This is a genomic window from Kribbella sp. NBC_01245 (assembly GCF_036226525.1).
GTDB lineage: Bacteria > Actinomycetota > Actinomycetes > Propionibacteriales > Kribbellaceae > Kribbella.
Genome location: NZ_CP108487.1, coordinates 3,060,353 through 3,087,340, shown reverse-complemented (window position 1 = coordinate 3,087,340; position 26,988 = coordinate 3,060,353). Strand labels below are relative to the sequence as shown.

Here is a 26,988-nt window from a genome sequence, read left to right as displayed (position 1 = left end):
GTGTGTTGGAAGTACCTGCCGAAGACGCCAAGCTCGTCACCCTCGCCCGGGCCAGCCGGGCCCGGACGCGCGCGCTCGAGGGCGCGGCCGTTCGCGACACGGACGGGCGGACGTACTCGGCCTGCACGGTCGATCTCGGTACGGTTCAGCTCTCCGCTTTGCAGCTCGCTGTCGCGATGGCGCTTGCCTCTGGGGTGAAGGGGTTGGAGGCCGCGGCCGTGGTTGTTCCGGCTTCCTCGGTCGTGGTTGATGTTGAGGTAGTGCGGCATTTTGCCGGCGCGGCCCTGCCGGTTGTTGTTGCCGATGGCAACGGAGAGGTTCTTGATGTCATCCACACCTGAGTTCCGCAGTGGATTCGCCTGTTTCGTCGGCCGGCCGAACGCGGGCAAGTCGACCCTGACGAACGCGCTGGTCGGTCGCAAGATCGTGATCACCTCGTCGAAGCCGCAGACCACCCGCCACGCCGTCCGCGGCATCGTGCACAAGCAGGACGCCCAGCTGATCCTGGTCGACACCCCTGGTCTGCACAAGCCGCGCACGTTGCTGGGCGAACGGCTGAACGACATCGTCAAGACCACCTGGGCCGAGGTCGACGTGATCGGCATCTGCTTGCCGGCCAGCGACAAGATCGGTCCGGGCGATCGCTTCCTGGTCAGCGAGGCGGCGAAGGTCGCCCGTACGCCGAAGGTCGCGCTGGCCACCAAGGCGGACCTGGTGTCGCCCGAGCGGATGGCCGAGCACCTCACGGAGATCGCCAAGCTGGGCGAGGCTGTTGGTATTGAGTGGGCCGCGGTGATCCCGGTTTCGGCGACTAGTGGGTTCCAGGTTGACCTGGTTTCGGATGAGCTGGCGAAGTTCTTGCCGGTGGGGATGCCGTTGTATCCGGACGGCGAGATCACGGACGAGCCCGAGGAGACGTTGGTCGCGGAGTTGATCCGCGAGGCGGCGCTCGAGGGTGTGCGGGATGAGCTGCCGCACTCGATCGCCGTACTGGTCGAGGAGATGAACCTGCGCGAAGGCCGTCCCGAGGACAAGCCGTTGCTGGATGTCTACGCGAGTTTGTACCTCGAGCGGGACAGCCAGAAGGGGATCATCATCGGGCATAAGGGATCCCGGCTGGCCGACGTCGGCGCCCGGGCCCGGACCCAGATCGAGGCATTGCTCGGGACGCCGGTCTACCTCGACCTCCACGTCAAGATCGCCAAGAACTGGCAAACCGACGCCAAGGGTCTGCGCAAACTCGGCTTCTGAGGTCGTTCTATTCTTTCGCGAAGTGCCCTCTGTTAGGTCGTAACAGGGCACTTCGCGGAGACTGCCGGTCGCTCGTACGACGACGTGCTTTCCTTGGCTACTTCGCGTCCGCGGGACGTTGGTAGTCGATGGCGCGGGCGATCACGCGATAGCCGATCTGGTCGTTGACGCCGATCATGTGGGCGTTGGACTCGGCGTTCCAGGTATCGACCAGCTCGACCGCCGGCGCCACTTCGCGTAACCAGCGGAGCATGCCGATCTTGACCAGCACGCCGAGCCGGTGCCCACGATGGGCCCGATCGACGGCGGTATCGGCCTGCCACGCGATATGCGGCCGCCCGTGCTCGACCATCACGGTCGAATGACCCGCGAGCGCACCAGTGTTCTTATGGCGAGCGATCACCCGATGAATCCGCTGGTCCCTGCCCTTCTGCGCCACCTCGAACGCCCGAAGCCGCTCCGGCGTGAACACCTCGTCCTCGATATCCAGATCATCCGTCGGCGCGTCATTGATCGACGCGGTCAGCGCTGTCATGGCCTCGAGCATCTCCTCGGGCAAGTCATCGCTAAGCCTCAGCAACTCGTATTCCTTCGACGCCTCGACCGCCTCGGCGTACAGCCGCTCGACCGTCGGCCAATCAACGTTCGCCAAGTCCTGACGACGATTGACCTCTACGCTTTTGGCCTCGAACCCGTGCTTCTTCGCGAAGGCGTCCGCCTTGGGCAGATCCCATTGCGTGAACCCCAGCGACGTACGCCCCCGCTCCGCGGCCTGCTTGAACCCGAACTCCATCAACTCACTACCGATCCCACGCCCTCGGTAGTCCGGATGAACCTCCACCTCAAACCACGCCACATCCCGGTTGTCGTAGGTCGGCGTATCGATCGTCAACACGCCAACCGCAACCCCATCAACCCGGCCCAGAAATGCGTGCGGCGGATCCCCATCCCACCCATGCCGCAACCGCCCCGCATACGTCTCAGCCGTATCCACGATCACCTCGGGCGCATCTACACGAGTAGCCGCCTCAATCACCCCCACAGCCTCCCGGCACCCCACCCCATCCGCCGCACCCACCCTAAAAATCTCCACACCCCCACCCTCCTCCCCCCACCCACCCCACGCACCCCATTTACCCCGCCCCATCCACCCCGCCACCCGCCACCGCCCGCCTGCCATCCGCCACCGCCACCGCCCGCCTGTCATCCGCCACCGCCACCGCCCGCCTGTCATCCGCCACCGCCACCGCCTGCGTGCCATCCGCCGGCCGCCAACTGCCCGCCATCCGCCGCGGCTGCCCGCCCGTCGGCAGTTATCCACAGCCCTCTCCAGCCCGGATGCCCCAGCTCCACCGATATGGCACCCTTTTCTAAGAGTCGCCGATCGTGTTCGTTCCGTAACGGGGGTCGCCTTGCCGAACTACCGCACCACCACCATCACCACCATCACCACCACCTGCGCCCTCCTGCTACTCGCGGCGACCACGGCCTGCACCGAAAACCCACCCGGCTCAACCATCACCCCACCCCCAACCACCCCCACCGCCACGCCCACCTCGTCGCCGACCCCCCAGCCACCCGCCATGCCGCCCGCCGCCAAGGCCAAATCCAAAGCCGGCCTACAAGCCTTCGCCCGCCATTGGCTTGAGCTCGAGTCATACGCTCATGCGACCGGCAATTCGTCTCCATACCTGGCGTTGAGCCGCCCGACGTGCGAATGGTGCCTTGGCATCGCCGGCGTATACCGGAATGTCTATGCAGCCGGAGGTAGGTACGAGGGCGATCTCAGTCTTGAATTGCGCGACTTTGGTCTCCTGCATGTCAACGCTGCGGAAGGCACCGGCGCAGCCGGATTCCGGGTGTACCTGCCACGCGCTTTGAAGATCGCAAAGGCGGGTGCACAGCCTCAAGGGCAGAAGTCTGCACTGGTCGATTACTCGATCAACGTGACCTACGTGCAAGGGGCCTGGAGGGTCGACACGGCCAGTACGACGGTCCTCAAGGAGGGCATATGACCGGGATCAGTCTGGCCAAGGTGGGAACGGCGTTGGGCGTGGCCACTGCTCTGGTTATCGCTCTCGATGTCGGCGCAGCCGTGGCCGCTGCTGCATCACCTACGCCGAGCCCAACGGGCACCGTGACGGGAGATGGATCCAGTGATCTCGCTGAGCTTTCTGCTGAGATCAAACGCAAGCAACGTGAGCGTGAAAAGGGCAAGCAGGGCGGACCGGGCAAGAGTATTTCAGATCGAACCTTGCCCGCGTTGATTGTTGAAACTCGGCTGGTCTCCGCATGCGTGTCCGATCCGCCCGACAGATTGGGCCAAGTTCCCGCTGCCACAATCATGTGTTCTCGCGGCAGCGATACCTGCAATGAGCCGACAACGCCTGCCGCGGACCGCCAGTGGTATTTCAATGTCTGGCGCCGAACAAGATCCGGTCCGCCGGCCTATCTGGCTTTAGGTCGCTGGCTTCATGTGGGCTATGAATGCCACCGCCCAGGCGAACTCCCTCCGAGGGTGGTTCCCGCGCGGGTGCTTACCTGGGTAGACGTCTACAACGCAGTTAGGAACGAGCGGGCGGCTAAGAAGCGGGTGGTGGTGCAGCCGGCGGGGAGGACGTTGGTTAATGCGGAGACTGTGTTTTCGACCAGTGGGGATGACTGGACGAAGTACGGGATGGTGTTGTTGGGGTTCAAGGTTGATGTTGAGGGGCGTCCGACCAGTTATTTCTGGAAATTTGGTGATGGGGAGAGTCTGACGACCAAGTCGGCGGGGCGGCCGTATCCGGCGAAGGACGTTACGCATAAGTACTTGCGGAAGGCGCAGCGGCTTGGCGTGACGGTGACTACGACGTACAAGGTCAGGTATCGGGTTGATGGTGGCGCTTGGCAGAGCATTGAGCAGCCGTTGACGGCGGTTGGGCCGGCCACACCGTTGGGAGTTCGTGAAGCGATCGCGGTGTTGGTCGACCCCGCGGGGTGAGCGCCGCGCCGACTACCCGTGTGGTGCTTAGGCCATGCCGACTACCTGTGGTGGTTGGGTCATGCCGACCACCCGTGTGGGCGGTTAGGTCGCGCCGACTGCCCGTGGTGGTTAGGCCATGCCGTAGGTGTGGGTGACGGGGAGTGTGAGGATTAGGCGGTGGTCTTGGACCATGGCTTTGCGGTAGTCGTTCCAGTCGGGGTGTTCGCGGCCGGCGGCTGCGCGGTAGACGTCGATGAGGGCTTCGACGACGTCGTCGTGGGGGTCGGCGGCTACGGGGGAGAGGTCGGCGGTGCCTTCGGCCACGACATACGAGCGGCCGCCGGGACCGTTGACGTAGAGGCTGGCGCGGGGGTCGCGGCGGAGGTTGGCGGTTTTGGCGCGGTCGTTGGTGAGGGAGACGCGGATGACCCGGGTTTCGGGATCGAAGGCGTACGTCACGTTCGACAATTGTGGGCGTCCATCGCGCTTGATGGTGGTGAGAACGCCGAGGCCGCGTTCGCCGAGCAGGGCGAAGAGTTTGTCCTGGGTCATGGCTCCGAGCCTAGGAGTTCAAGCACGCTTGAAGGCAACGAATTCACGCAGCGCGAACAGAGCGTGACCGAGTGTTAAGATGAGCCTGTCTTGACAAATGGACACCCGGTTTTCGGATCGAGATAGGACAGGCCTAGAGTGGCTGGCATCATGCGGCGCCACGTTCTCCTCCTTCGTTGCCGCGGCGAGGCCTGACGCAGGCCGGTTCCCTCGCCGCGGAGTTTCGTCGTACGCCGGTCTCACCCCGTGCGCGTTACCTCAGAGGAAGAACCAGAGATGGCCCCGAAGAATCAGCCGAAACCCGTGCAGCAGCCGTCCGCGATGCCGATCCACCGCTACCGGGCGTTTCCCCCGATCGAGCTGCCCGACCGCACCTGGCCGGCGAATGCGATCACGCAGACCCCGCGCTGGCTGTCCACCGATCTCCGCGACGGCAACCAGGCCCTGATCGAGCCGATGTCGCCCACCCGCAAGCGCCGCATGTTCGACCTGCTGGTGCGGATGGGCTACAAGGAGATCGAGGTCGGTTTCCCGAGCGCCAGCCAGTATGACTTCGACTTCGTGCGCAGCCTGATCGAGACCGACGCGATTCCCGAGGACGTCACGATCTCGGTGCTGACGCAGGCGCGCGACGAGCTGATCGAGCGTACGGTCCAGTCGCTGGAGGGCAGCCCCAAGGCGACCATCCACCTGTACAACGCCACCGCGCCGCTGTTCCGCCGCGTCGTCTTCAACGTCGACCGCGCCGAGTGCCTGAACATCGCCGTGCGTGGGACCGAGACGGTGATGAAGTACGCCGACGAGGTGCTGAGCGACTGCGAGTTCGGCTACCAGTACAGCCCGGAGATCTTCACCGGCACCGAGCTCGAGTTCTCGCTGGAGGTCTGCGAGGCGGTGAGCGATGTCTGGCAGCCCGCCGAGGGCCGCGAGATCATCCTGAACCTGCCCGCCACGGTCGAGATGTCCACGCCGAACGTGTACGCCGACCAGATCGAGTGGTTCGGCCGCAACCTGACCAGGCGCGAGTTCAGCACGATCAGCCTGCACCCGCACAACGACCGCGGTACGGCGGTCGCCGCGACCGAGCTGGCCCTGATGGCCGGGGCCGATCGCGTCGAGGGCTGCCTGTTCGGTCATGGCGAGCGGACCGGCAACGTCGACCTGGTGACGCTGGGGATGAACCTGTTCAGCCAGGGCATCGACCCGCAGATCGACTTCGCGGATATCGACGAGATCCGCCGTACGGTCGAGTACTGCACGCAGATGCGGGTGCCCGAGCGCTCGCCGTATGCGGGCGATCTCGTCTACACCGCCTTCTCCGGTTCGCACCAGGACGCGATCAAGAAGGGCCTGGAGGCGCTGGACAAGCAGGCCGTGGCAGAGGGCAAGCCCGTCTCCGAGATCGCTTGGGAAGCGCCGTACCTGCCGATCGATCCGAAGGACGTCGGTCGCAGCTATGAGGCCGTGATCCGGGTCAACTCGCAGTCTGGCAAGGGCGGCGTCGCGTACATCATGAAGTCGGAGCACCGGCTCGACCTGCCGCGCCGCCTGCAGATCGAGTTCAGCCGGGTGATCCAGCAGCACACCGACGCCGCGGGTGGCGAGGTCGGACCCCAGCAGATGTGGGAGATCTTCTCCACGGAGTACCTGTCGCCGGGCCGGCTGTCGCTGCTGACGGTCAACTCGTCGTCGGGTGAGGGGCAGAACGATGTACTTCGCGTGCAGGTCTACTCCGACGGTGTGCCGCATGACTTGATTGGCGAGGGCAACGGTCCGGTGTCGGCGTTCGTCGACGCGATCAAGCCGCTGAAGTACGACGTGCGCGTGCTGGACTACCACGAGCACGCGCTCTCGTCCGGCGGCGATGCGCTGGCCGCGGCGTACGTCGAGTGCGAGGTCGGGGATGACGTGTTCTGGGGAGTCGGGCGGGATGCGAACATCCTCACCGCCTCGCTGAAGGCGGTCGTCTCGGCGATCAACCGCGCGAATCGGTAACACTGCTCGTTAGTTCGTTATTTAGTCCGGGCCCCCGACGTTCGCGCCTCATGAGGTGTCGCGCTGGGGGCTCGGCCGCGCTCTGGCGTCGAGATGCGGGTCGTGTCGCATCTGCTGGTTTCGAATCAAAAACTGTCGGTGCCGGTAGCTAGCGTTGTTCCTGCAAACTCAAGCAGGTAAAGCGATCGGAGGCGCTCATGGTGGATACAGACGCGAGGTCTGTCGCCATTCGATATGTGGATTCGTGGACTTCGGGTGATCTCGATACCACCCGGACCTTGTTGCATGACGACGTGACGTTCGTCGGACCTCTTGGCACGGCCGAGGGGATAGCGGATTGCCTGAAAGGTCTCGAGGGACTGGTCAAGATCGTGAAATCGGCCGATCGGCGGCACGCGTTCGCCGACGGTGAGGACGCGTGCGTCATCTACGACCTCAACACCGAAGGCGCGACACTGCCGACCTCGGGTTGGTTCAAGGTCATCGACGGTCGGATCAGCGCGATCCGGGTCTTCTTCGACCCGAGGCCGCTGTTTGGCTAGCCCACGTAGGGCGCTTTAGGCGCCACAGATTCACCGTGCAGCCCGAGTTCGGCTGTACGACGTACGCGCACGCGAAGGCGGTTCGGCGTGTGGCGGGCGGAGGTCTCGGCGCTTTCGTCGCGTGCCGCCGTACGACGCTGGGCGGCGGCAAAGAGCGTTGGCGAGCTGACTTCCGAGGCGTCCGGCGCTAGAGGCGGCGTTGCCAGGTTAGGTGGCCTTCGTCCATGGAGGCGTGGGCGTCGGCTGCGTCGGCGACAGTCGGGTCGTGGGTCGCGATGAGTACTGCTGCGCCGCGGTGTGCCTCGCGGCGGAGCAGGGTGAGTACGCGCTCGCGGTTGGCGCCGTCGAGTTCGCTGGTGGACTCGTCCGCCAGGATCACCCGGCCGCGCTGGGCCAGGCCGCGGGCAACGGCAACTCGTTGCTGCTCGCCACCCGATAGCTCCTCGACCAGGTGATTGCCGCTGTCCTCGAGACCGACATCGGTGAGGGCCTGGTCGACAATGCCGTCGACCTGGCGCAGGGACTCTTCGCGTTCCTCGCGGTCCTCCTCGTCGGCGTCACCACGTGCGCGGCGCAGGACTTGGCCGAGTTCGGGGGCCGAGAGCAACGGAATGGCCAGGTTCTCGCGAGCGGTGAGGACTCGGGCGAGGCCGTTGCCCTGCGGGATCAGTACGACGCCACTCGCGGCGGCTTCGGGACGGCTTGTCACGGGTGTGCCGTCGAGCTCGACCGTGCCCGAAGTCGGAGCAGTCGCGCCGGCGATGGCCCACAGCAGCGAGCTCTTGCCGGCGCCGGACGGTCCACTGACCGCGAGGAAGACGCCGGCCGGCAGGTCGAGGCTGACCTCCGCCACGGCGACCACCGCGTCGTACCGCACCGTCAGATTGCGCACGGAGATCATGACCGCTCCTCGGTGTTGTGCCGCGGGGTCGGGGTGTGTGCGGCGGTCATTGCGTGGGCTCGGTGTCGTCGGCGGGGGTTAGGCGGACTTCGCCGTCTGTGATGGTGACGCGTAGGAGCGTGCCGGGTGGGAGGCGGTCGGCGACGTGCGGCGGGAGTGGTAGAGAGCCGTCAGTCGCGACTACGGCGAACTCCTCGCCGGAGCGGCCTTCGGAGGCGATGCGGCCGTCTCGGATGGTGATTGTGCGCGGGAGTACGGCGGCGACGTCCGGGTCGTGCGTGATCAGGAGCACGGTCATGCCGGTTTGGGCGTTGACCGTGCGGATGGCTTCGACCACCTCGTCGCGGGCTCGGTGGTCGAGTTGGCTGGTTGGTTCGTCGGCGAGTAGCAATCCCGGGAAGGTGGCGATGCCTACGGCAACGGCTGCGAGTTGTACCTGGCCTGGCGTCAGCCTGCCCAGCGGCGTTCGCGCGTGATCGGCCAGGCCGACCAACGCGAGTACGTCCCGCGGTGCGGGCAGGTCGCGCCCACTAGCGGTGCCACCAGCAGTGTCACCGGCGGTGCCACCAGCGGTGCGCCCGGCGGTCCCACCAGCGGTGCGCCCGGCGGTCCCACCAGCGGTGCGCCCGGCGGTCCCACGAGCGGTGCCATCAGTCGTGCCACCAGTGGTCCGGTCAGCGGCCTCGGTGGCGGCGCCTCGGGTGCGGCGGGGGAGGATCGCGTGGGCGGCGCGTTGGGCGAAGCGGACGTTGTCCTCTGGTGTCAGGTAAGGCACGAGGTTGCGCCCGGCGCCCTGGATCACGATGCCGACGTCGCTCGCGCGCATGCGGTCCAACTCGGGCCCGGACATCTTCGCGACATCGTGCTCGCCGATCCGCAACCGTCCGGCGCTTGGCTGGATCAGCCCGCCACACAGCTGCAGCAACGTCGACTTCCCCGCGCCGGACGGCCCGAGCAGACCAACGAGTTCACCCGGACGAATGGCGATACCGATACCCGACAGCGCGGCCACGTCATGCCCGTCGCTGCGATAGATGTGCACTAGCCCATGCGTGGTGACGGCCAACCCGGTCACAGTTCCTCCCGGATCCGCGGGTAAGTCGCTCGCCGGCTGACCGCCGTACCGAGCAACAAGGTGGTGACGGTGAGGACCACGGTTCCAGCCAGCCAGAGACCGATCGCGACCCCTTCGTTGAGCCCGAGATCGAGTGGTACCGGCGAAGGCGTCGTGGTCTCCGCGAACAGCGGTATCAACGGCAAGGCGATCTTCGCGCCCGCCACACCGCAGAAAGACCCGAGCAGTACGGCGAGCGCCACCGGCCCGGTCTGTTCCCACCGAGCCGCGCGAGCCGTCACCGCCGCAGGTACGCCCGCGATTCGCAGGCTGGCGTAATCCTGGGCACGGGACCGCCACGACGTCACGACCATCAGCAGCAGCACGATGATCGCCAGCGACCACCCGGCGATACCGACGACCGGCGTCAGCTGCAAAGCGAGGGCGCTGGCGGAGCGCGCGTACGTGGCGGTCCGATCGCTGAGCCGGTCGATCACGGTAGGCGTGAGCCCGGCCGACCGCAGACCCGCGAGGATCTCGTCGAGATGCGCGAGGCCGTCCGCGTTGAGCCAGAGGTACGACGACAACACCGTCGTGTCCGGCGAACCGCCCAGCCGCCGTACCGTGGTGAGGTCGACCAGCGCCGTAGAACGCAGCAAACGCGGGATAGGCGCGAGCGCAGGCGGCACCGAGACCAGCGGCATAGCCATGCCGTCGATCCCGGGCGCGGTCGACGACTCCGTGAACGGGAAGTCCGACGTCACCAGCGCGGGCACCGCGACCGGGACCGAGACGTGCTGTACGCCGAGAGCGCTGCCGTGGTTGGTGAAGGCGAGACTCAGACCGTCCGCCGCGTCCTGGCCGGCGATCGTCTCCTCCTGGATCGTCTCGAGCAACGGCTTCCAGTCGCCGCCGCTGCCGAGATCGACCACCTGCTGCCCGTCAGAGGACACGTTGCTGATCGTCACCACGCCCTCGAGCCCGGCCACGTCACCGAGTTGACGCGAGATGCCGAGTCGCAACAGCCGGCAACCGCGTTCGCAGCCCATCGGGGCCGACAGCTGGACCGGCCGACCCGCCTTGAGCGGCACCGAGCCGAGCTGCATCACATAGCGACCGCCGTCCGCAGCGACGATCGTCGCCTCGATCCGCAGCGGCTTGGCCTGCTCCAGCGGCGGGGGAGGCGTGCCGTCGACCGTCGCCATGCGTGCCGCCGACATCGCAGACGGCGTCACGGTAAGCCTCAGCCGCGAGCCCTTCACCAGCACACCCTGATTGGCGGGTGCCTTGATCTGCTGATAGCCGGCCTCGTCGGTGATCCGGTCGCCGCGGTAGGCGATCCGGCGGAAGCTGTCGAGCTCGACCATCATGGTGGTCAGCGCGTCCTGCGAGGCCGGCACGCCCAGCAGGACCGGCGTCATCCACTTGCGCTCGGGATCAACCGTTGCCAGAGCCTTGTCCAGCTTGGCCAGATTCGGTGAACCCAGGTCCAGCACCGCCTCCGCCCCAGTCTCGTAGCCCGCCCGCAGGTCCCGGTTGTCCCCGGCAACGAATGCGGCCTGTCCCGCAAAGCAGACAAGCGCACTCGCCACAGCCACGATGGCGACGATCCGAGTGACTGCGGGACGTCTGGCGACCTGGAGCGCACCAAGCGCCAGACCGAGCCTGCCATTCGTCATCGAACGACGGCTGACTCTGGCGGCTAGCGGCAACAGCAGGTGCGCAAAGGCGAGACCAACTGCCAAGGCGAGCAGCGTCGGTGTGAGGATCGGCAGCGGGCCACGGCCATCACCAGTGAGTGCTGCCACCAACCCGGCGGATGCGAGCACTATGACGGACAGGTCGATCACGCCGAGCGTACGGCCGCGACGGCGAGGCACGATCCGTCGTAGCAGCGTGGAGATCGGCTGGCGAACTACCGACTGCACCGTCCACACCACCACGCTGAGCCCGGCCAAGATCGCAGCAGCGAGTGCAGCCGGCACGGTCCACGGCAACTCAATGGGCGCTCCACCGTCAAGCCAAGTGGCTCTAACCAGCAGTAGTAGGCCAAACCCGGCCGCAACGCCGCCGAGCATCCCGGCCACTACAGGACCTGCAAGTTCTAGGGCCAACATCGAGCCCGTCTGCCCTTGCCGGAGGCCTCTAAGTCGTGAGATCGCCAGCTCCGGCCGACGCTGGTCCACCACGGCAGAGAGCGCGAGAGCCAGTACGACGACCCCGAACAGCGCAACTTGCACCATGACCAGCGGGATGATCGTGGTGGCCTGACGACGCTCGGCCGCCAACGAGTCCGCCAGCGCCGGTAGTGCGGTGAAGTTGCTGACCACGTGGTTGTGCTCGGCCCCTGCCATCTCAAACTGACTACTGACCTCTTTGAGCCGGGGGAGATCGTCGAGCCGTACCGTGCCCGGGACAGGCGCCGTGTCCGACGTACTGAACTGGCCCCAGGTCTTGTTCTGGCTGAACGTCGCGCGATCGGTCAGCACGAAGTCCGAGTTCGACGGCTTGTCCTCGCGTACGACGGAGTGGCCGGTCGGGGTGACGCCGAACCAGTAAGGCTCGCGCTCATCCTTCGGCCGGTAGATGCCGACGACCTTGAGCGTGCCACCACCGGCGTACTCGGTCGCAGTGGCCTTCAGCGTCATCCCGGGCTTCGCGGAGAAGTTCGTCACGTCGGTCACCGACAGCGCGACTTCGTTCGCAGCCTTCGGGCATCGGCCTTGCACCAGGTCGAGATGCGCGCAGAGATCGTCGCGCCACGCCAGCCGTGCGCGGGCGCCGAGACCGCCGTTCGTCGGATCCCAGCTGATGTCGGCTCGCAGGCCGTGGACGGGTGGTTCGAGCAGCGGCAGCACATCGGCCGGGATGAGCTCGGAGAGTTGCTCGGGTGGGACGGCCTCCTTGGGACCTTCGAAACTGGGCGGCGGCCGGCCTTCTAGTTGCCAGGCGGCCTGCAATCGCTGGACGGTCAGCATCTCGGTGACGACGGTCTGCTCGACGGACCGGGCGAACCAGGGTGCAAAGGCGGCACACGTCCCGATCAGCAGGCTCACGCCCGCGAGCACACAGGTCTGCCACCACCGATACCGCAGCGCATGCCTCAGAAACACCGGGACCCCCCACTTTGCGCGCGCATGTGCCGCAACTTACGATCCGCCGGGGCGCTGCCGCCAGATACTTACGGGCAGACCCGCGCACCGTCGTCGTACCGATGCGAAGTTGTTGCCCAATCAGTATTCGAGCTCGTAAACCTGCCCTCCCGGACCCCGGCGATACCCGGCCGGTAGGTTCGGAGCATGCGTGAATCCCAGCTCGGAGAACTGACGGTTTCCAGTCTCGGCCTCGGCTGCATGGGCATGTCGCAGTCGTACGGCGTGCAGACCGACGAAGACGAGTCCATCGCCACCCTGCACGCCGCGATCGACGCGGGCTGCACCTTCATCGACACCGCGGACGTTTACGGCTCCGGCGAGAACGAGTCGCTCGTCGGCCGCGCGCTCGCCGGGCGCCGGGACGAGGTGGTGCTCGCGACCAAGTTCGGCCTGCAGTGGGGCGATCGCGCCGGCGGGATGCCGACGGCGGTGGACGGCTCGCCGGAGTACGCGCGCGAGGCGCTCGACGCGTCCCTGCGAAGGCTCGGCGTCGACCACGTGGATCTCTGGTACCTCCATCGCAAGGACCCGGCCGTCCCGATCGAGGAGACGGTTGGCGCGATGGCCGAGCAGGTCAAGGCGGGCAAGGTCCGTTACCTGGGGCTGTCCGAGGTGAACGGCGCCACCGTGCGGGCGGCGCACGCGGTGCACCCGATCAGCGCCGTGCAGAGCGAATGGTCGCTGTGGACCCGCGATCCCGAGACCGCGGTGCTACCGACGCTGCGCGAGCTCGGCGTCGGGTTCGTCCCGTTCAGCCCGCTCGGCCGCGGCTTCCTGACCGGCCAGCTCCGGACGCCGGACGACTTCGAGCCGGACGACATGCGCCGGAATCTGCCCCGCTTCACCGGCGCGAACTTCCAGCGCAACCTCGACCTGGTCGACAAGGTGCGCGAACTGGCCGAGGCGAAGGGTGTCACCGCCAGCCAGCTCGCGCTCGCCTGGTTGCTTGCCCAGGGCAACGACGTGGCGCCGATCCCGGGCACCAAGCGGCGCAAGTACCTCGCGGAGAACCTCGGCGCCGTGGACGTCGTCCTGACCGAGGCCGACCTGGCCGCGCTGGAGCAGGCCTTCCCGGCCGACGGCGTCGCGGGCGACCGGTATGCCGAGGGCGCGATGGGGTTGGTGGAGCGGTGATCGGCGTCACCGGCGCCACCGGGCTGGTCGGAGGCCGAGTGGCCCGGCTGCTGGCGGCTGAGGGAATTCCCCAGCGGCTGGTGGTTCGCGACCCGTCGCGGGCGCCGGAACTGCCCGGCGCGGAGACGGCTGAAGCGTCGTACGGCGATCATCACGCGCTGCTCAACGCGCTGGACGGCGTCGAGACCTTGCTGCTGGTGAGTGCCGCCGAATCGGCCGACCGCGTCGCGCTGCACACGGCCACGATCGACGCGGCGGTCGCGGCCGGCGTACGGCGCATCGTCTACACGTCGTTCCTGAATGCCGCGGCGTGTGCCACCTTCACGCTCGCCCGCGACCACTGGCATACGGAGCAGCACCTGCGCGCGAGCGGGATCGGGTTCACGTTCTTGCGCGACAGCCTTTACCTGGATTTCCTGCCGGCGATGGTCGGCGAGGACGACGTCATCCGTGGACCGGCCGGCGATGGCCGGGTCGGCGCGGTGGCCCGGGCCGACGTGGCGGAGGCGGCCGCGCGGGTGCTGACGAGTGACGGGCACGAGGGGCGGACGTACGACCTGACCGGGCCCGAGGCGTTGACCATGACCGACGTGGCGAGGTTGCTCTCCGAGGCGTGGGGTCGTCCGATCACGTATCAGGCCGAGACGCTGGACGAGGCGTACCGGTCGCGCGAGCGGTATGGCGCGCCCTCGTGGGAGGTGGCCGGCTGGGTCACGTCGTACGCCCAGATCGCGAGTGGCGAGGTCGCGGCCGTGACGGGTGATGTGGCGGCCCTGACCGGTCGTCCGCCGTTGAGCCTGGCGGCTTATCTGAAGAATGTCGACGCGGGGTGAGAGACTGAATGGGTGCCGCTCTACCGTGACGAAGCCGTCGTGCTTCGAACCCAGAAACTGGGCGAAGCCGACCGGATCGCCACGCTGCTGACCCGGTCGCACGGCAAGATCCGCGCGGTCGTGAAAGGCGTGCGGCGGACGTCGTCGCGGTTCGGCGCCCGGCTCGAACCGTTCATGCACGTGGATCTTCAGCTCGCCACCGGCCGCACGCTCGACGTCATCACGCAGGCCGTCATCATCGGGGCGTACGGCGAACGCATCGTCGGCGATTACGCGCGGTATACGGCCGGCACGGTGCTGCTCGAAACGGCTGATCGGCTGGTCGTCGAGGAGAAAGAGCCCGCCACCCAGCAGCACCTTTTGCTCGCGGGAGCCCTCCGCGTGTTGTCGATGGGGGAGCGCGAGCCCGGGCTGGTGCTCGACTCGTTCCTGCTGCGCTCGCTGGCGATCTCGGGTTATGCGCCCTCGTTCGACGACTGCGCCAAGTGTGGTGACGTGGGGCCGCACCGCGCGTTCAACCCGGCCGCCGGCGGCATGGTCTGTGCGAACTGCCGCCCCCCGGCCTCCGCCATGCCCGCCCCCGGCACCGTCCGCCTCCTGGCCGCCCTGCTCACCGGCGACTGGCCCGTCGCCGAAGCCGCCGAACCAAGATCCCGCCGCGAAGCCGCCGGCCTCGTCTCCGCCTTCGTAGCCTGGCATCTAGACCGCCAACTCCGCTCCCTCCCCCACTTAGACCTAACCCCTTAAGCCACACTCCCGCGCGGCACGACCCACCTGGTCGGCTGGCCGGTGACGTCGGCGATGAGGTCGAAGTCGGCGTCGTAGTGCAGCACGGTCACGTTGTGCCGTTCGGCAATGGCGGCGACCAGCAGGTCGGGAAGCGACACCGCCCGGTGACGGCCGGTGGTGCAGAGCTCGCGCTGTACGTCGATGGCGCGGCTGAAGTCCTCGTCGATGGCGTGGAGCCACTCGTGCGCCCGAAGATCGGCGCGAATCCGGTCGTGCTCTGCCACCCGTCGGGCGCTGTAGAGCATCTCGAGCGCGACGATGCCGGCCGTCGCGGTCAGCCCGGCGCGGACGAGCGGTGTGAGCGCCTGAGTCACGGCCTGCGAAGCAAGTCGCGTCAGGGCACTCTTGTCGATCAGGTATTGCGCTAGCGCCATGCGCCTTTCATCACTTCCGGATTCAGCGCATCGTCGAACCCGCCTTCGCGAGCGAACTCCACCGCGCTCTCGAACGCGGCGATCCGGACGACTCTCGCCAATGCCTCGTTCACGGTGTCCTTCTTCGTCCGAGTGCCCAGTGCGGATGTCGCCTGGGCGAGCAGGTTGTCGTCGATGTCGATCAGCGTCTTGGTCATCGACTCGCCTCCGTATATATCGATAGTCCCCAAGCGTATATCTCCGTTCCGTTGTTGGCGAGGGTCGTAATTCTTTCAGGTTGGGGCGGTGGCTGCTGAGGGCCTGTGGATAAGTGGGGTTGGGGATGAGGCAGACTTCGGGGATGGCTCGGTTGACGCGGCGGCGTGGTGGGGAAACGGTTGGTCGGCGGGATTTCGTGGCGCCTGATCCGCATCCGTCGGGCGCGCGGCCGCCGGAGATTCCCGCGGAGCTGGTGCCGAAGCACGTGGCGATCGTGATGGACGGCAACGGGCGCTGGGCCAAGTCGCGCGGGTTGCCGCGTACCGAGGGTCACAAGATGGGCGAGGCCTCGCTGCTCGACGTGATCAAGGGCGGTATCGAGATCGGCGTGAAGACGATCTCGGCCTACGCGTTCTCCACCGAGAACTGGTCCCGGTCGCCCGACGAGGTCCGGTTCCTGATGGGGTTCAACCGCGACGTGATCCATCGCCGGCGCGACGAGCTGGACGCGATGGGCGTGCGGGTGGTCTGGTCGGGACGGCGGCCGCGGCTGTGGAAGAGCGTCATCTCCGAGCTGGAGGACGCGCAGGAGCGGACCAAGGACAACGACGTGATCACGCTGCAGTTCTGCGTGAACTACGGCGGCCGGGCCGAGATCGCGGACGCGGTGCAGGACATCGCGGCAGACGTTGCCGCGGGCAAGTTGAACCCGAATCGCATCACCGAGCAGACGGTCGCGAAGTACCTGTATCACCCGGAGATTCCCGAGGTGGATCTGTTCGTCCGGTCGTCGGGGGAGCAGCGTACGTCGAACTTCCTGGTCTGGCAGTTGGCGTACGCCGAGATGGTCTTCCTCGACACGCTTTGGCCGGATTTCGATCGGCGTGATCTCTGGCGGGCGATCGAGATCTACGCCCAGCGCGACCGCCGCTACGGCGGAGCAAAGGCCTGACCCACCACTTTGCATTCATTCGTCGGAATCCGCCCTCACCCGTCTGCTGACCCGCGCGGGTCAGCCGCGGCCAGAGGGCGGATTCCGACGAATGAATGCAAAGGAACGGCGCGCGTGGTCACAAGGGACCGATGATCGGCAACACGCCGCGTCACGAGGGCCCGATGACGCGCCGGGGGTTGGTCACAAGGGACCGATGAATGCAAAAGAGAAGCGGTTAGCGGCGGGGGGAGGGGAGGAGGCCGCGTTCGATGGCGGTGGTTACGGCTCGGGTTCGGTCGTCTACGTCTAGTTTGGCGAAGAGGCGTTGGAGGTGGGTTTTGACCGTCGCCTCGCCGATGAACAACTCGCGCCCGATCTCCGCATTACTAAGCCCCCGCGCGACGGCCGCGAGGACCTCCAGCTCTCGTGGCGAAGGCGCTGCCGCGGTTGAGACCGGCGTACGCATGCGGGACATCAGTTTGGCCGCCACCGGAGGCGCGAGCACGGTCTCACCCCGGGCCGCCGCGCGAATGCCGTCGAGCAGCTCGGCATGCGGCGTGTCTTTGAGCAGGTAGCCCGTTGCGCCGGCCTCGACCGCGTGCAGGATGTCCGCGTCGGTGTCGTACGTCGTCAGCACGAGCACCTTGGTCGCCGGGTATCCCGTCACGATCGCGCCGGTCGCGGAGACGCCGTCGCGGCGCGGCATGCGCAGGTCCATCAGTACGACGTCCGGCCGGGTGTTCTCGACCACGGCGAGTGCTTCCTCGCCGTCGCCCGCCTCGCCGACCACCTCGATGTCGTCGGTGACGCCGAGCATGCCGATCAGGCCGGAACGCACCACCGGGTGATCATCCACGACAACCACCCGCACGTTCATCGAACCTCCAAAGCGCTGGTAGGGATGAGAACCTCGACCCGAGTGCCCTGCCCAGGCGCGCTCTCGACCTGGACGGTACCGCCCGACTCCTCGACGCGCCCCCGCATCGCGGCCAACCCGAACCCGGGCGCGGGCTCGTCCGGCACGAACCCGAGGCCGTCATCCCGGATCTCGATGCGTACGCCATCCGCCGAGATGCCCAGCGTGATTCGCACCCGCGTGGCACCGGCATGCTTACGGATATTCGCGAGCGACTCCTGCGCCGCCCGCAGCAACACCACCTGCTGGCCCTGCGGCAGCCCGGCGATCTGGTCATCGGCGAGATCGAGCTCGACCTGTACGTCGACCCCGGTCTCCGCGGCGAAGCGTTCAGCGAGTCGTTGCAGCGCCTCGGTGAGGTTCGCCCCGGACAACGCGACCGGAGTGAACGCCGCGACCAGGGCTCGCGCCTCAGCGAGATTCTCGCGGGCGGTGTCCTCGATGGCGGCGAGCCGGCCGTTGGCCGGTTCGGTGTCGCCGCGTTTGAGTTCGACTTGGGCCGCCTGCGAGAGCATCACGATGCTGGTCATGCCCTGGGCCAGAGTGTCGTGGATCTCGCGCGCCATCCGCTCGCGCTCGGCCATCACCCCGGCGGTGTGGTGCGCCTCGGCCAGCTTGTCGCGGGTGGCTTCCAGCTCGAGGATGAGCTCGGCTCGTTGCTCGCTCTGATTGATCACTCGCTCGATCCAGAGGCCGAGCATGATGCTGGCGACCAGGCTGATCGTCAGCCACGGCACCGTCTCGCGGAAGCCTTCCCAGCTGAAGCCGCGGGCGCCGATCTGGGCCGTGCCGACGGTGATCAGCAGGACGACGCTGTACGCGATGCCCTCGCTGGTCTTCTCGCTGAGCAGCCAGATCTGCGGGGAAATGATGAACAGCAGGAAGACCGATTGCGGGTAGATCAGCACCGTGAACGTGATCAGGACGATCAGCAGGATCCGGTAGACGTGCGATGGGACGGGGCGACGGGAGAGCGAGGCCGGCTGCCCGATGAAGTAGTGCGCGACCGCCATCGCCACCAGTGCCGCGATGAACGCGATCCGCCGGGTGCTGCTCAGCTCGGTCAGGAAGGACAGGACAATGGTCGTCAACAGCAGCACCCAGAACACGATGTGCCAGGCGGTCATCGACTTCACCCAGACATCCTGCTCATGGTCGTGCCGCAAACCATCCATGGGCCTTATCTTCCTCTGCCACCCCATCTCAGTGCACGCCTGCCACTAGACCGAGTCGTCACGGGTCCAGCGGAGGAACCGCTGGCAGAGCACCAGTCCGACCACCAGCCACGCGGTCAGCACGATGGCGCCCGTGCCGAGCTGCCAGGAACCGCTGACCTCGTTGACCTCGAAGCCGTCCGGCAGGAAGACCGAGCGCATACCCTGCGCCAGCCACTTCAGCGGGAAGAACTCGGCGATCGTGCGCATCCACTCCGGCAGCGCGTTGTAGACGAAGTAGACGCCGGAGATGAACTGAAGCACCAGGACCACTGGTGTGACGACGGCCGACGCGGACTTGCCGGACTTCGGCAGAACGGAGTACGCGATACCGAGGACCGAGCCGGACGCCGTACCGAGCAGGAAGATCCAGAGGAAGTTCAGCCACTTCGCCGGCGCGGTCGGCAGGTCGACGCCGAGGAACAGGCCCGCGATCACCAACAGCAGGGCGAACTGCGCGATCGACGTGACCAGGACCAGCCCGATCTTGCCGATGAAGTACGACTGCGGTGACATCGGCGTACCGCGGAGCCGTTTCAGCAGCGCCTCGTCGCGTTCCATCGCGATCGTGATGGCCAGCGATTGGAAGCTGGTCAAGAAGATGCCGGAGGCAATCATTCCCGGCGTGAAGTACGTCGCGGCGGTGACCTTGCCGTCGAAGAAGTCCGAACTGCTGAAGACGGCCGAGAAAATACCGAGGAAGATGATCGGGAAGAAGAAGGTGAAGATCAACTGCTCCTTCTCCCGGAAGAACTGCTTTACTTCAAGCCTGGTTCGCGAAAGTCCGACTTTGAGGGCCGAGGGCAACGGTTTGGTGGTGGCGACGAACGTGGTCATGCGGACACTCCGGTTTCCAGCTCGGTGGCGGCGGCGTTGATACCGATCAGGTCGAGGTAGATGTCTTCCAGGCTCGGCCGGTGGATCGACAGCTCGGGGATCTCCCCGTCGAACCGCGTCATCAACCTGGCGACCTCGGCCGTCGGGTTATCGGTACGGATCTCGTGCGCGCCGTCCGCGTCCAGCCAGCGGACCCGCGCGACCCGTGCGCCCCGACCGCCGAGGGTCTCCGGCGTACCGAGCTCGATCATCTTGCCGCCGGCGATCACGCCGACCCGATCGGCCAGGTGCTCCGCCTCGTCGAGGTAATGCGTGGTCAGCAGGATCGTCGTACCACCCGTGCGAAGCGCCTCGATCAACCCCCAGAACTGGCGACGCGCCTCGGGATCGAAACCCGTCGTTGGCTCGTCGAGGAAGAGCAGTTCGGGATTGCCGATGACGCCGAGGGCGACGTCCAACCGGCGGCGCTGGCCCCCGGAGAGCTTGCGCGTACGCGTCTTCCGCTTCTCCTCGAGCCCCACCGACGCGATCACCTCGTCGGGATCACGCGGGTTCGGGTAATACCCGGCGTAGTGGTGGATCAACTCGGCCACGGACGCCTCGGCTTCATCCCGCGACGACTGGGCGACGATGCCGAGGCGGCTGCGCCAACGCCGATCGCCATGCTGCGGGTCCGTGCCGAGCACGCTGACCTCGCCCGCGTCCCGACGGCGATACCCCTCCAGGATCTCTGTAGTGGTGGTCTTCCCGGCACCGTTCGGGCCGAGCAGGGCGAAAACCTCACCCCGGTGAATGTCCAGGTCGACGCCGTCCACGGCGACCTTGTCCGGATAGCGCTTGACGAGCCCACTGGCCCGCACGGCGAAGTCGTTGTCGGTCATGCCTTAACCCTCCCGCCCGGCGCTTCCCCGCACAGGCGCCATCCGGATGACCACCTGTCCCCCAACCGGTGGACACGCCCACCGCCTACTCGTCCGGCCCGCCTTCCGTCGCCGTGCGGAGCGGGGGCGACGCGGCAGGGGGACACGCGCGGGGCGGCGGGGGAAAGCGGGGGAGGGCTAGCCTCGCGAGGGTGAGCCAAATTGTGCGAGGTGTGGTCGCTCGGGCGCGTGGGGCGGCGGTGACGATCGAGGAGATCATGGTGCCGGCGCCTGGGCCGGGGGAGGCGGTGGTGCAGGTTCAGGCGTGCGGGGTGTGCCATACCGACCTGCATTATCGGGAGGGCGGTATCAACGACGACTTCCCGTTCCTGCTCGGGCACGAGGCGGCCGGGATCGTCGAGGCGGTCGGCGAGGGCGTGACCGCGATCGCGCCCGGCGATTTCGTCGTACTGAACTGGCGGGCGGTCTGCGGCAACTGCCGGGCGTGCCTGCGCGGACGCCCCTGGTATTGCTTCAGCACGTTCAACGCCGAGCAGAAGATGACGCTCGCCGACGGTACCGAGTTGTCGCCCGCCCTCGGCATCGGCGCCTTCGCCGAGAAGACGCTGGTCGCGGCCGGGCAATGCACCAAGGTCGATCCGGCGGTCAAGCCCGAGGTGGCGGGACTGCTCGGGTGTGGCGTGATGGCCGGGATCGGGGCCGCTGTCAACACCGGGAATGTCGGCCGCGGTGATTCCGTCGCGGTCATCGGTTGCGGCGGCGTCGGTACGGCGGCCGTGGTCGGCGCGCGCCTCGCCGGGGCCGCCCGCATCATCGCGATCGACGTCGACGAACGAAAGCTCGCCGTCGCCAAGGAACTCGGCGCCACCCACACGATCCACACGACCGGCGAGGGCGTGGTCGAGGCGGTGCAGGCGTTGACGGACGGCTTCGGGGCGGACGTGGTGATCGACGCCGTCGGCCGGCCCGAGACGTGGAAGCAGGCCTTCTACGCGCGGGACTTGGCCGGCACGGTTGTGCTCGTCGGCGTACCGACTCCCGAGATGCGCCTGGAGATGCCGTTGCTCGACTTCTTCGGCCGAGGCGGTTCGCTCAAGTCGAGCTGGTACGGCGACTGTCTGCCGAGCCGCGATTTCCCGATGCTGATCGATCTGCACTTGCAGGGCCGGCTGCCGCTCGACGCCTTCGTCTCCGAGACGATCGCGCTCGACCAGGTGGAAGAGGCGTTCGGCAAGATGCATCGCGGCGACGTACTCCGCTCGGTGGTGCTCTTCTAAATGCAAATCCAACGAGTGGTCACCAACGGCACGTTCAGCCTCGACGGCGGCACCTGGGACGTCGACAACAACGTCTGGCTCATCGGCGATGACGAAGAGCTCATCGTCATCGACGCCGCCCACGACGCCACCAAAATCGTCGAGGCGATCGCCGGCCGGCGAACAATCGCGATCATCCTCACCCACGGCCACAACGACCACATCAACGCGGCGACCGCGCTCCGGGACGCGACCAACGCCCCGATCTGGATGAACCCGGCCGACCAGATGCTCTGGCACGCCGAATACCCCGGCACCAACCCTGATCACCAGCTCGACGACGGTACGACGTTCGAGATCGCCGGTACGACGCTGACGGCGATCCATACGCCGGGTCATTCGCCGGGCAGCACCAGCCTGTACGCCGAAGGGCACGTCTTCACCGGCGACACGTTGTTCCACGGTGGACCGGGCGCGACGGGTCGTTCGTACAGCGACAAGCCGACCATTCTCGCGTCGATCCGCGAGCGCCTATTGACGCTTCCCGGCGAGACCGTCGTACACACCGGTCACGGCGACACGACCACCATCGAGGCCGAGCGGGAAAACGTCAGCTGAGCTTCTGGCATTCGGCGCAGGTGCCGAAGATCTCCAGCGTGTGACTGATGTCGGAGTACCCGTGCTCACCGGCGACCTTGTCGGCCCAGCGCTCGACGGCGGGCCCTTCGACCTCCACCGTGCGGCCGCAGTTGCGGCAGACCAGGTGGTGGTGATGCCCCTTCGAGCAGCGCCGGTACGCCGTTTCGCCGTCCGCGGTGCGAAGCACGTCGACCTCGCTCGAGTCCGCGAGGGCCTGCAGCGTGCGGTAGACGGTGGTCAGACCGACGGCCTGCCCGGCAGTGCGCAGCTCCTGGTGGATCTCCTGCGCGGTGCGGAAATCGTCGAGCGTCTCGAGCACGGTCGCGACCGCCGCGCGCTGGCGGGTCGAGCGTGTTCCGATGGCCACCGTTCCTCCTGACATCTTGATTGCTACCCGCCAGTCTCTCAGAAGTGAGCAATTCGCCAACTATCGAGCCCGGCTAGTGCTCGTCCCAATGGTCTCCGTGGGCCGCGTGCAAGTGGCCGTCGTGCACATAGTCAACGTGATCGCCGTGCTCGATCGCGGGATGCCCGCAGTCCCGGTCGTGTCCGTGGCCGTGGGTGGCGCTGACCACGTGCGGCGCGGGCTCCGGCACCGACACCTCCGGTTCGTCGTCCGCGAGCGGTGCCACCGCACCCCGGCGCCGGCGGATCAGCGTGCCGGCGGTCGCCGCGACGATGAACCCGGCCAGGGCCAGTACGACGATGGTGGCGCCGGGCGCGACGTCCGCGTGGTACGACGTGATGATGCCCGCCAGACACGCGGTCACACCCAAAGCGCACGCCGTCGCGAACGTACTGCGGAAGGACCGCGTCAGCTGCTGGGCCGTCGCCACCGGTACGACCATCAACGCGCTCACCAGCAAGAGGCCGACCGTACGCATCGCGACCGTCACGGTCACGGCGGCCATCACCGCGATCAGGACGTTCAGCAGTTGTACGCGCAGCCCGGTGACGCGGGCGAACTCCTCGTCCTGGCAGACCGCGAACAGCTGCGGGGACAACCCGACGGCGACAACGAGGACCGTGACGGCCAGGCCGACGACGACCCACAAATCGCTGGCGGAGACCGTCGTCAGGGAGCCGAAGAGGTACGTGTTGAGGGTGGCGGCGCCTTGTCCGGCGAGACCGATCAGCAGCACACCACCCGCGATACCGCCGTAGAACAGCAGGGCCAACGCCACGTCACCACTGGCCTTGCCGCGGGCCCGGACGAATTCGATCGCGGTGGCGCCGGCGATGGCGACGATGATGGCGGTCAGCACGGGCGCCGTACCGGTGAGCAGGCCGAGGGCGACACCGGTGATGGCGATATGGCCGATCCCGTCGCCCATCAGCGAGAGCCTGCGCTGCACCAAGTAGGTGCCGATCGCGGGAGCGGCCAGGCCGGTCAGGAACCCGGCGATCAGCGCCCGCTGCATGAATTCCAGCTCGAACAAGGTCATGACGGCAGCCATCCCGGCTCTTCAGGCCCCGGTCCGTGGTGGGCATGGACGTGGGCGTGGGTCTCGGATCCGGTCGGCGCGCCGTCGTACACCACGCGGCCGCGGCGCAGCACCACCGAGCGATCGACCAGGGTGTCCATCGGGCCGAGGTCGTGGCTGACCAGCACCACCGTCGTACCGCGGGCGACGCGTTCGCGGATCGCGGCGGTGAAGACGCCCTGGCTGGCCAGGTCGACGCCGGCCGTGGGCTCGTCGAGGATCAGCAGTTCGGGATCGGACGCGAGGGCCCGGGCGATCAGCACGCGTTGCTGCTGGCCGCCGGACAGATCGGCCACGCCTTCCTTGCGGTGATCGGCCATACCGACGACCTCGAGCGCGTCGTCGATCGCGGCCTTGTCGGCGGCGCTGAGCGGGCGGAAGAGCTTGCGCCGCGAGAGCCGTCCGGACGAGACGACCTCCTGCACGGTTGCCGGTACGCCGCTCGCGGCAGTGATCCGCTGCGGCACGTAGCCGACGCGCTCCCATTTGCGGAACTTGGGCACCGGCGTACCGAACAAAGCGACCTGGCCGCGGGCGGCCGGTAGCAGGCCCACCATCGTCCGGATCAGGGTCGACTTGCCGGAGCCGTTCGTCCCGAGCACGACGACGACTTCGCCGGTCCGGATCTCCAGGTCGATACCGCGCAAGACCGGACGGCCGCCCAGGTCGACCGAAAGATCGGTGACCCGGACGGCGGCATTGATGATGGGGGAGTCAACTGTCACGTGCAGTCGTTCGCCTTCCGAAGCTCCTGCAGGTTCTCGCGCATCAGGGAGAAGTAGTCCTCGGTGGAGTTGGCGTCGGACAGGCCCTCGATCGGGCTCAGCACCGCCGTCTTCACCTTGAGGTCGGTCGCGATCGACTGCGCGACCTTCGGGCTGACCAGCTCTTCGTAGAAGATCGTGGTCACCTTCTCCTTGCGGACGATGTCCTGCACCTCCTTGATCCGGGCGGGGGTGGGCTCGGCGTCGGGGGTGAAGCCCGCGATACCGACCATCTCCAGACCGTACCGCTTCGCGAGGTACGCGAAGGCCTCGTGGCTGGTCACGAATGCCTTTCGCTGGCAGTTCTTCAGACCGGCCGTGAACTCGCCGTCGAGCTTGGTCAGCTCGGCGCGCAGGGTCGCGGCGCGCTGCTTGTAACCGTCGGCGTTCGCGCTGTCCTTCTCAGCCAGCCTGGCCGCGACCGCGTCGGCGACATCGGCCAGCTTGTTCGGGTCGAGCCAGAAGTGCGGGTCGAGCTCGTCCGCGTGCCCGGCTTCCTCCTCGTGCCCTGCCTCTTCCTCGTGCTCGAACTCGGCGCCGGTCGCCTCCAGCTTGGCCGGGGCCGATACGTCGAAGCCGGCCTCTTTCGCGTTCTGCTCGACGGCCTCGTCGACGGCCGGCTGCAGGCCCTTCTCGAACAGCACCACCTTCGCCGCGGCCAGCGTGCCGACCTGCTTCGGCGTCAGCTCGAGGTCGTGCGGCTCGACGCCCGGCGCGGTCAGGGTCTCCACCCTCACGTTGTCGCCACCCACCTGCTGGGCGACGAACTGCAACGGATAGAACGAAGCGACCACATCGAGCTTGTCACCGCCGGCGGCGGGGGTGTCCGTCCCCGAGTCGCCGCAGCCTGCGAGAGTGACGGAGGCTAGGGCGGTAACGGCGAGGACGGCGCCGGAAACGGCGAAGGAACGAGATCTCATGACAATCATTTTCATTTACCTGGCAATGATTGTCAAAACAGGGAGTTACGGATGGTGAGACGGCACGCCGGCCGACGGCGCGCGGACCGCAAACCAGGGCGGATCGAGGTGCCCGAGCACGGTCATGGCCACGGTCATGGTCACGGAGAGTCAGCAGTCGATACCTCTGTGGTGGACGCCGATGCCATCGTGGCGCGCCGCGTTCGCCTCGGCGTGATCGGTCTGCTGATCCCGATGATCGCGGCCGCGCTGGTCGCGATGGTCATCCTCTGGCCCACCGGCGACGTCAAGGTCGGCGCGATCGAGAACGACCAAGCGCGCGGCGTCGTGTTGTCGATCAAGCCGTGCGCCGAGACCCCGGCTGACTGCGATGAGGCAACGGTCCGTATCACCGAGGCCAAGATCAAGGCCGACATCGGCCAGGTAGTGCCCGCGGAGATCGCCAAGGGACAGAGCGCGCCGCGGGTCGAGGTGGGGAACAAGGTGATGCTGAGCGTCGATCCGAAGGCGCCAGTCACTGATCGCTACAGCTTCGTAGACAACGACCGGAACGCGCCGCTGCTGCTCCTCGCCGCGATCTTCGCGGTCGCCGTTGTCGCGCTGTCGCGGTGGAAGGGCGTCGCCGCGCTGCTGGCGCTGGCGCTCTCCGGCGTACTGCTGCTGAAGTTCGTCTTGCCGGCGATCCTGCGAGGCAGCGATCCGGTACTGGTCGCCGTCGTCGGTGGTGTGGTGATCATGGTCGCTGCGCTCTATATGACCCATGGCGTGAACGCCCACACCTCGATCGCTCTCATCGGCACGATCGGCTCTCTCGGCCTAACCGCGCTTGTCGGTTCGATCTTCGTGCGTGGATCGAGTGTGACGGGGCTGTCGGCAGACGCCGGCACGATCTTCCAGTTCGCGAACCAGGTCGATCTTGTCGGCCTTGTCGCCGCGGGAATCGTGATTGGAACGCTGGGTGTGCTGGACGATGTCACCGTCACCCAGGTAACCGCCGTCTGGGAGCTCTCGGCCGCCAACCCGAACGCCTCTCGCTGGTCCCTGCTGAGCGCCGGCCTGCGGATCGGCCGGGCGCACGTGGCATCGGTGGTCAACACGCTCGTACTGGCCTACGCAGGCGCCTCGCTGCCGCTGATGATGACGTTTGCGCTGGGCTCTGTCCCGGCCTCCTACGCGGTTTCGACCGAACAGGTGGCCGTCGAGGTGATCCGAGGTCTGGTCGGCAGCCTGGGCATCATCGCCGCCGTCCCTCTGACCACAGCCCTCGCCGCGATGGCCGTCGCTCGCCGCTCGCCTCAACTTAGGTCTGACGAAATCGAGCACGTCGACTGAAATTTGGGCGCAGTCGGTGCGTAATAGACCGACTACGTGCTGCCGTCAAGACCTTACATTCTCGATGG

29 protein-coding genes are annotated in these 26,988 nt (G+C 67.1%); 14 read left to right on the top strand and 15 right to left on the bottom strand.

Annotated elements, in window-relative coordinates; genetic code table 11:
- Positions 1-2 precede the first annotated feature (2 nt).
- Together OG394_RS13570 and era are read left to right on the top strand one after the other, a co-directional pair.
- On the top strand, positions 3-341 hold the full coding sequence (locus OG394_RS13570) for a cytidine deaminase (RefSeq protein WP_328995671.1): 339 nt from the start codon (positions 3-5) through the stop codon (positions 339-341).
- Positions 325-1,251, top strand: a complete 927-nt coding sequence (era, locus tag OG394_RS13565; RefSeq protein ID WP_328995670.1) for a GTPase Era — start codon at positions 325-327, stop codon at positions 1,249-1,251. The genes OG394_RS13570 and era overlap by 17 nt, the downstream gene beginning before the upstream one ends.
- Positions 1,252-1,348: 97 nt before the next feature.
- Here the strand turns inward: era and OG394_RS13560 are convergent, their stop codons facing one another.
- The gene (locus OG394_RS13560) at positions 1,349-2,287 is read right to left on the bottom strand and encodes a GNAT family N-acetyltransferase (protein ID WP_328995669.1); all 939 of its coding nucleotides are present in this window, start codon (positions 2,285-2,287) and stop codon (positions 1,349-1,351) included.
- Between the two features lie 376 nt (positions 2,288-2,663).
- Here OG394_RS13560 and OG394_RS13555 point away from each other — a divergent pair, with 376 nt between their 5' ends.
- Together OG394_RS13555 and OG394_RS13550 are read left to right on the top strand one after the other, a co-directional pair.
- Positions 2,664-3,266: a DUF6318 family protein gene (locus OG394_RS13555; protein ID WP_328995668.1), complete on the top strand. Its 603-nt coding sequence runs from the start codon at positions 2,664-2,666 to the stop codon at positions 3,264-3,266.
- On the top strand, positions 3,263-4,234 hold the full coding sequence (locus OG394_RS13550; RefSeq protein ID WP_328995667.1) for a hypothetical protein: 972 nt from the start codon (positions 3,263-3,265) through the stop codon (positions 4,232-4,234). Before OG394_RS13555 ends, OG394_RS13550 begins: the two co-directional genes overlap by 4 nt.
- 111 nt (positions 4,235-4,345) lie before the next feature.
- Here OG394_RS13550 and OG394_RS13545 read toward each other — a convergent pair whose 3' ends face one another.
- Positions 4,346-4,768 carry a PPOX class F420-dependent oxidoreductase gene (locus OG394_RS13545; RefSeq protein WP_328995666.1) on the bottom strand — a complete coding sequence of 141 codons (423 nt, stop codon included), beginning with the start codon at positions 4,766-4,768 and terminating at the stop codon, positions 4,346-4,348.
- Between the two features lie 276 nt (positions 4,769-5,044).
- Here OG394_RS13545 and leuA point away from each other — a divergent pair, with 276 nt between their 5' ends.
- The 3 genes from leuA (at position 5,045) to OG394_RS13530 (ending at position 7,496) form a co-directional block, all read left to right on the top strand.
- Positions 5,045-6,763, top strand: coding sequence for a 2-isopropylmalate synthase (leuA, locus tag OG394_RS13540; protein WP_328995665.1), 1,719 nt, complete (start codon positions 5,045-5,047; stop codon positions 6,761-6,763).
- 197 nt (positions 6,764-6,960) lie between these two features.
- Positions 6,961-7,305, top strand: coding sequence for a nuclear transport factor 2 family protein (locus tag OG394_RS13535; RefSeq protein ID WP_328995664.1), 345 nt, complete (start codon positions 6,961-6,963; stop codon positions 7,303-7,305).
- Between the two features lie 35 nt (positions 7,306-7,340).
- Positions 7,341-7,496 carry a hypothetical protein gene (locus tag OG394_RS13530; RefSeq protein ID WP_328995663.1) on the top strand — a complete coding sequence of 52 codons (156 nt, stop codon included), beginning with the start codon at positions 7,341-7,343 and terminating at the stop codon, positions 7,494-7,496.
- Here the strand turns inward: OG394_RS13530 and OG394_RS13525 are convergent.
- The 3 genes from OG394_RS13525 to OG394_RS13515 are packed head-to-tail and all read right to left on the bottom strand — an operon-like array spanning position 7,493 to position 12,373.
- Positions 7,493-8,206: an ABC transporter ATP-binding protein gene (locus OG394_RS13525; RefSeq protein ID WP_328995662.1), complete on the bottom strand. Its 714-nt coding sequence runs from the start codon at positions 8,204-8,206 to the stop codon at positions 7,493-7,495. The two genes, OG394_RS13530 and OG394_RS13525, sit on opposite strands and share 4 nt — an antisense overlap.
- A gap of 46 nt (positions 8,207-8,252) precedes the next feature.
- Positions 8,253-9,281 carry an ABC transporter ATP-binding protein gene (locus tag OG394_RS13520; protein ID WP_328995661.1) on the bottom strand — a complete coding sequence of 343 codons (1,029 nt, stop codon included), beginning with the start codon at positions 9,279-9,281 and terminating at the stop codon, positions 8,253-8,255.
- The gene (locus OG394_RS13515) at positions 9,278-12,373 is read right to left on the bottom strand and encodes an FtsX-like permease family protein (protein ID WP_328995660.1); all 3,096 of its coding nucleotides are present in this window, start codon (positions 12,371-12,373) and stop codon (positions 9,278-9,280) included. The genes OG394_RS13520 and OG394_RS13515 overlap by 4 nt, the downstream gene beginning before the upstream one ends.
- 186 nt (positions 12,374-12,559) lie before the next feature.
- On the opposite strand from OG394_RS13515, the gene OG394_RS13510 reads away from it, so the two are divergent.
- The 3 genes from OG394_RS13510 to recO are packed head-to-tail and all read left to right on the top strand — an operon-like array spanning position 12,560 to position 15,129.
- Entirely contained in the window at positions 12,560-13,549 is a 990-nt protein-coding gene (locus tag OG394_RS13510) for an aldo/keto reductase (protein ID WP_328995659.1), read from the top strand.
- A complete protein-coding gene (locus OG394_RS13505) occupies positions 13,546-14,382 on the top strand; it encodes an SDR family oxidoreductase (protein WP_328995658.1) in 837 nt (278 codons plus the stop codon). The genes OG394_RS13510 and OG394_RS13505 overlap by 4 nt, the downstream gene beginning before the upstream one ends.
- Positions 14,383-14,394: 12 nt before the next feature.
- Positions 14,395-15,129, top strand: a complete 735-nt coding sequence (recO, locus tag OG394_RS13500) for a DNA repair protein RecO (RefSeq protein WP_328995657.1) — start codon at positions 14,395-14,397, stop codon at positions 15,127-15,129.
- Here recO and OG394_RS13495 read toward each other — a convergent pair.
- On the bottom strand, positions 15,126-15,545 hold the full coding sequence (locus tag OG394_RS13495) for a PIN domain nuclease (protein WP_328995656.1): 420 nt from the start codon (positions 15,543-15,545) through the stop codon (positions 15,126-15,128). The genes recO and OG394_RS13495 overlap by 4 nt on opposite strands.
- Complete coding sequence (locus tag OG394_RS13490; RefSeq protein WP_328995655.1) at positions 15,536-15,742, bottom strand: type II toxin-antitoxin system VapB family antitoxin; 207 nt, start codon at positions 15,740-15,742, stop codon at positions 15,536-15,538. Before OG394_RS13490 ends, OG394_RS13495 begins: the two co-directional genes overlap by 10 nt.
- A 143-nt stretch (positions 15,743-15,885) precedes the next feature.
- Here OG394_RS13490 and OG394_RS13485 point away from each other — a divergent pair, with 143 nt between their 5' ends.
- Positions 15,886-16,695: an isoprenyl transferase gene (locus tag OG394_RS13485; RefSeq protein ID WP_328995654.1), complete on the top strand. Its 810-nt coding sequence runs from the start codon at positions 15,886-15,888 to the stop codon at positions 16,693-16,695.
- A 217-nt stretch (positions 16,696-16,912) separates the two neighbouring features.
- Here the strand turns inward: OG394_RS13485 and OG394_RS13480 are convergent, their stop codons facing one another.
- Genes OG394_RS13480 through OG394_RS13465 form a run of 4 tightly spaced genes read right to left on the bottom strand, consistent with a single transcriptional unit; the run spans position 16,913 to position 20,525 of the window.
- Positions 16,913-17,554: a response regulator transcription factor gene (locus OG394_RS13480; protein ID WP_328995653.1), complete on the bottom strand. Its 642-nt coding sequence runs from the start codon at positions 17,552-17,554 to the stop codon at positions 16,913-16,915.
- A complete protein-coding gene (locus OG394_RS13475; RefSeq protein WP_328995652.1) occupies positions 17,551-18,768 on the bottom strand; it encodes a sensor histidine kinase in 1,218 nt (405 codons plus the stop codon). Before OG394_RS13475 ends, OG394_RS13480 begins: the two co-directional genes overlap by 4 nt.
- Before the next feature lie 45 nt (positions 18,769-18,813).
- On the bottom strand, positions 18,814-19,644 hold the full coding sequence (locus OG394_RS13470; protein WP_328995650.1) for an ABC transporter permease: 831 nt from the start codon (positions 19,642-19,644) through the stop codon (positions 18,814-18,816).
- Positions 19,641-20,525 carry an ABC transporter ATP-binding protein gene (locus OG394_RS13465; protein WP_328995649.1) on the bottom strand — a complete coding sequence of 295 codons (885 nt, stop codon included), beginning with the start codon at positions 20,523-20,525 and terminating at the stop codon, positions 19,641-19,643. Before OG394_RS13465 ends, OG394_RS13470 begins: the two co-directional genes overlap by 4 nt.
- Before the next feature lie 191 nt (positions 20,526-20,716).
- Between OG394_RS13465 and OG394_RS13460 the strand changes: the two genes are divergently transcribed.
- Positions 20,717-21,802: an S-(hydroxymethyl)mycothiol dehydrogenase gene (locus tag OG394_RS13460; RefSeq protein ID WP_328995648.1), complete on the top strand. Its 1,086-nt coding sequence runs from the start codon at positions 20,717-20,719 to the stop codon at positions 21,800-21,802.
- Positions 21,803-22,399: an MBL fold metallo-hydrolase gene (locus tag OG394_RS13455; protein ID WP_328995647.1), complete on the top strand. Its 597-nt coding sequence runs from the start codon at positions 21,803-21,805 to the stop codon at positions 22,397-22,399. It begins immediately after the preceding gene.
- Here the strand turns inward: OG394_RS13455 and OG394_RS13450 are convergent.
- The 4 genes from OG394_RS13450 to OG394_RS13435 all read right to left on the bottom strand — a co-directional run bounded on the left by OG394_RS13450 (position 22,392) and on the right by OG394_RS13435 (position 25,588).
- A complete protein-coding gene (locus OG394_RS13450; RefSeq protein WP_328995646.1) occupies positions 22,392-22,787 on the bottom strand; it encodes a Fur family transcriptional regulator in 396 nt (131 codons plus the stop codon). The genes OG394_RS13455 and OG394_RS13450 overlap by 8 nt on opposite strands.
- 73 nt (positions 22,788-22,860) lie before the next feature.
- Positions 22,861-23,865 carry a metal ABC transporter permease gene (locus OG394_RS13445; RefSeq protein ID WP_442914305.1) on the bottom strand — a complete coding sequence of 335 codons (1,005 nt, stop codon included), beginning with the start codon at positions 23,863-23,865 and terminating at the stop codon, positions 22,861-22,863.
- Positions 23,862-24,629: a metal ABC transporter ATP-binding protein gene (locus OG394_RS13440; RefSeq protein ID WP_328995644.1), complete on the bottom strand. Its 768-nt coding sequence runs from the start codon at positions 24,627-24,629 to the stop codon at positions 23,862-23,864. The genes OG394_RS13445 and OG394_RS13440 overlap by 4 nt, the downstream gene beginning before the upstream one ends.
- Positions 24,626-25,588 carry a metal ABC transporter substrate-binding protein gene (locus OG394_RS13435; RefSeq protein ID WP_328995643.1) on the bottom strand — a complete coding sequence of 321 codons (963 nt, stop codon included), beginning with the start codon at positions 25,586-25,588 and terminating at the stop codon, positions 24,626-24,628. Before OG394_RS13435 ends, OG394_RS13440 begins: the two co-directional genes overlap by 4 nt.
- Positions 25,589-25,639: 51 nt before the next feature.
- On the opposite strand from OG394_RS13435, the gene OG394_RS13430 reads away from it, so the two are divergent.
- A complete protein-coding gene (locus OG394_RS13430; protein WP_328995641.1) occupies positions 25,640-26,920 on the top strand; it encodes a YibE/F family protein in 1,281 nt (426 codons plus the stop codon).
- Positions 26,921-26,988: the final 68 nt, after the last annotated feature.

Coding starts and splice junctions, on each gene's coding strand:
- OG394_RS13475 (WP_328995652.1), bottom strand. CDS start 18,768: ATGGATGGTTTGCGGCACGACCATGAGCAGGATGTCTGGGTGAAGTCG.
- OG394_RS13550 (WP_328995667.1), top strand. CDS start 3,263: ATGACCGGGATCAGTCTGGCCAAGGTGGGAACGGCGTTGGGCGTGGCC.
- OG394_RS13455 (WP_328995647.1), top strand. CDS start 21,803: ATGCAAATCCAACGAGTGGTCACCAACGGCACGTTCAGCCTCGACGGC.
- OG394_RS13465 (WP_328995649.1), bottom strand. CDS start 20,525: ATGACCGACAACGACTTCGCCGTGCGGGCCAGTGGGCTCGTCAAGCGC.
- leuA (WP_328995665.1), top strand. CDS start 5,045: ATGGCCCCGAAGAATCAGCCGAAACCCGTGCAGCAGCCGTCCGCGATG.
- era (WP_328995670.1), top strand. CDS start 325: ATGTCATCCACACCTGAGTTCCGCAGTGGATTCGCCTGTTTCGTCGGC.
- OG394_RS13490 (WP_328995655.1), bottom strand. CDS start 15,742: ATGACCAAGACGCTGATCGACATCGACGACAACCTGCTCGCCCAGGCG.
- OG394_RS13430 (WP_328995641.1), top strand. CDS start 25,640: ATGGTGAGACGGCACGCCGGCCGACGGCGCGCGGACCGCAAACCAGGG.
- OG394_RS13435 (WP_328995643.1), bottom strand. CDS start 25,588: ATGAGATCTCGTTCCTTCGCCGTTTCCGGCGCCGTCCTCGCCGTTACC.
- OG394_RS13525 (WP_328995662.1), bottom strand. CDS start 8,206: ATGATCTCCGTGCGCAATCTGACGGTGCGGTACGACGCGGTGGTCGCC.
- OG394_RS13445 (WP_442914305.1), bottom strand. CDS start 23,865: ATGACCTTGTTCGAGCTGGAATTCATGCAGCGGGCGCTGATCGCCGGG.
- OG394_RS13510 (WP_328995659.1), top strand. CDS start 12,560: ATGCGTGAATCCCAGCTCGGAGAACTGACGGTTTCCAGTCTCGGCCTC.
- OG394_RS13495 (WP_328995656.1), bottom strand. CDS start 15,545: ATGGCGCTAGCGCAATACCTGATCGACAAGAGTGCCCTGACGCGACTT.
- OG394_RS13470 (WP_328995650.1), bottom strand. CDS start 19,644: ATGACCACGTTCGTCGCCACCACCAAACCGTTGCCCTCGGCCCTCAAA.
- OG394_RS13485 (WP_328995654.1), top strand. CDS start 15,886: ATGGCTCGGTTGACGCGGCGGCGTGGTGGGGAAACGGTTGGTCGGCGG.
- OG394_RS13545 (WP_328995666.1), bottom strand. CDS start 4,768: ATGACCCAGGACAAACTCTTCGCCCTGCTCGGCGAACGCGGCCTCGGC.
- OG394_RS13535 (WP_328995664.1), top strand. CDS start 6,961: ATGGTGGATACAGACGCGAGGTCTGTCGCCATTCGATATGTGGATTCG.
- OG394_RS13480 (WP_328995653.1), bottom strand. CDS start 17,554: ATGAACGTGCGGGTGGTTGTCGTGGATGATCACCCGGTGGTGCGTTCC.